This window comes from Mesorhizobium sp. M5C.F.Ca.IN.020.29.1.1, from assembly GCF_003997375.1.
GTDB lineage: Bacteria > Pseudomonadota > Alphaproteobacteria > Rhizobiales > Rhizobiaceae > Mesorhizobium > Mesorhizobium wenxiniae.
The window spans coordinates 1-1479 of record NZ_RZSW01000932.1 but is presented as its reverse complement, the minus strand read 5'-3'; the positions used below and the strand labels follow the sequence as shown (position 1 = coordinate 1479).

The window sequence follows — 1479 nt, the reverse complement described above, 5'->3', positions numbered from 1 at the left end:
TGTCCAGTCCGGGTGCGCCATCGACGATGAGAAACTCAGGGCGGCGGAGGCCGCGTGCGACGAGATCGTCGAGGATGGCCCGCCAGGCCTCGGTCGTCTCGCGGCCCATGTTCTTGACCGCGAGCAGGATCTTCTGGCCGTCCCCGCGCACGCCGATGACCACGAGCAGCGAGATCGAGGTCGCCTTGCGGTCGAGCCTGACACGAACCACCGTGCCGTCGAGGATCAGGCGCACGATCGGCTCGTCGGCCAGCGAGCGGGCATTCCACGCGTCCCAGTCCGTCTTCACCTTGCGCCAGGTGCGGCTGACGACGTCCTTGCCGATCGCGCCGCCGAACAGCGCGGCGAGCGCACGCCGCACGCGCCTGGTGTTCGTGCCGGCGAGGTAGCTCGACGCGATCAGCGCGTCGGCGGCCATCGTGCGCCGCTGATAGGCGCGCAGGGCCTTGCTCTTCCATTCCACCGTCTTGTCCTCGCCGGCCTCGAGGCGCGCCCGCGGAACCGTGATCTCGGTGGTGCCGAAGGTCCCCGTCAGCGTGCACGTCCGGCGGCCGTGGCGGTGGCCGGCGACACCGATGGTCTCATCACTGCGCGCCGCCGGCTGCCGGCCATAACGGCGACGGGCAAGCACCGCGTCCAGCTCGGTCTCGAGCATCGTCTCTATGAAGCCGCGCACCCGCTCGCGCAGGCCAGCTTCGATCGGATCAAACCAGTTGTCGAAAAGATAGTTCGCCGCCTCATCCTCAGGATGAACGGCTTCCGCATTCATGGTAGTCCTTCTCATGGCGTAGTCTCCTGTCCGGCGCTCTAACGCCGGATGATTCGAGGTTTGACACCCCGGAGACTACGCCAACTCCCAATTCCAACCACTCCCGCGACGGCACCCGCTCCAATGTTGCCGAGCAGACGAGGAAACACCGAAACACGCTCTCGAATGCCCTGCGATGCGTAAGCCATACGCCAAGCCTGGCGATGTTGCCGCGCTGCCCATGATCCGCAGGCTGGTCGACCGGCGGCCGACCTATGGCTGTCGGGCATCACGGCCTTGCGGCCTATCAACCGCAAGCGGGTGCTGCGCATCATGCAGACCAATCGTCTGGTTCTGACGCGCCATACCGCCTACCGCCCGGCCCCGAACCCATGACGGTGTCGTCATCGCGCTGCGCCCAACGTCCGCTGGCGCTCGGACCATCTCGAACTCAAGTGCCGCAACGGCGATATTGGCCGCCGGCCGCTCTTCCGTGACGTTCCAAACAGGGCTCTAAGGGACCTCGCATCACAATCTGCCATTGTCCTGGCCTCAATCTGGCAAGTGAAGTGATCTATGATCCGGCACGATCTCCTTCTGAGCACTCAAATTCGCCAACGGATCGAGCTGTGAGATCGCATCCACGGCTGCTTTCAACCCTCGCATGCGAACGATCGAAGCGACGAGTGTCAGGTCAATGCTGCCCAGTTACGGAACTGCAGCACTAATTT

At 64.6% G+C, this 1479-nt stretch carries 1 protein-coding gene; it reads right to left on the bottom strand.

Annotated elements, in window-relative coordinates; translation table 11 throughout:
* Nucleotides 1-769 (bottom strand): transposase (locus EOA85_RS35115; RefSeq protein ID WP_245486342.1); only part of this gene is annotated, 769 nt, incomplete at its 3' end.
* Nucleotides 770-1479 lie beyond the last annotated feature (710 nt).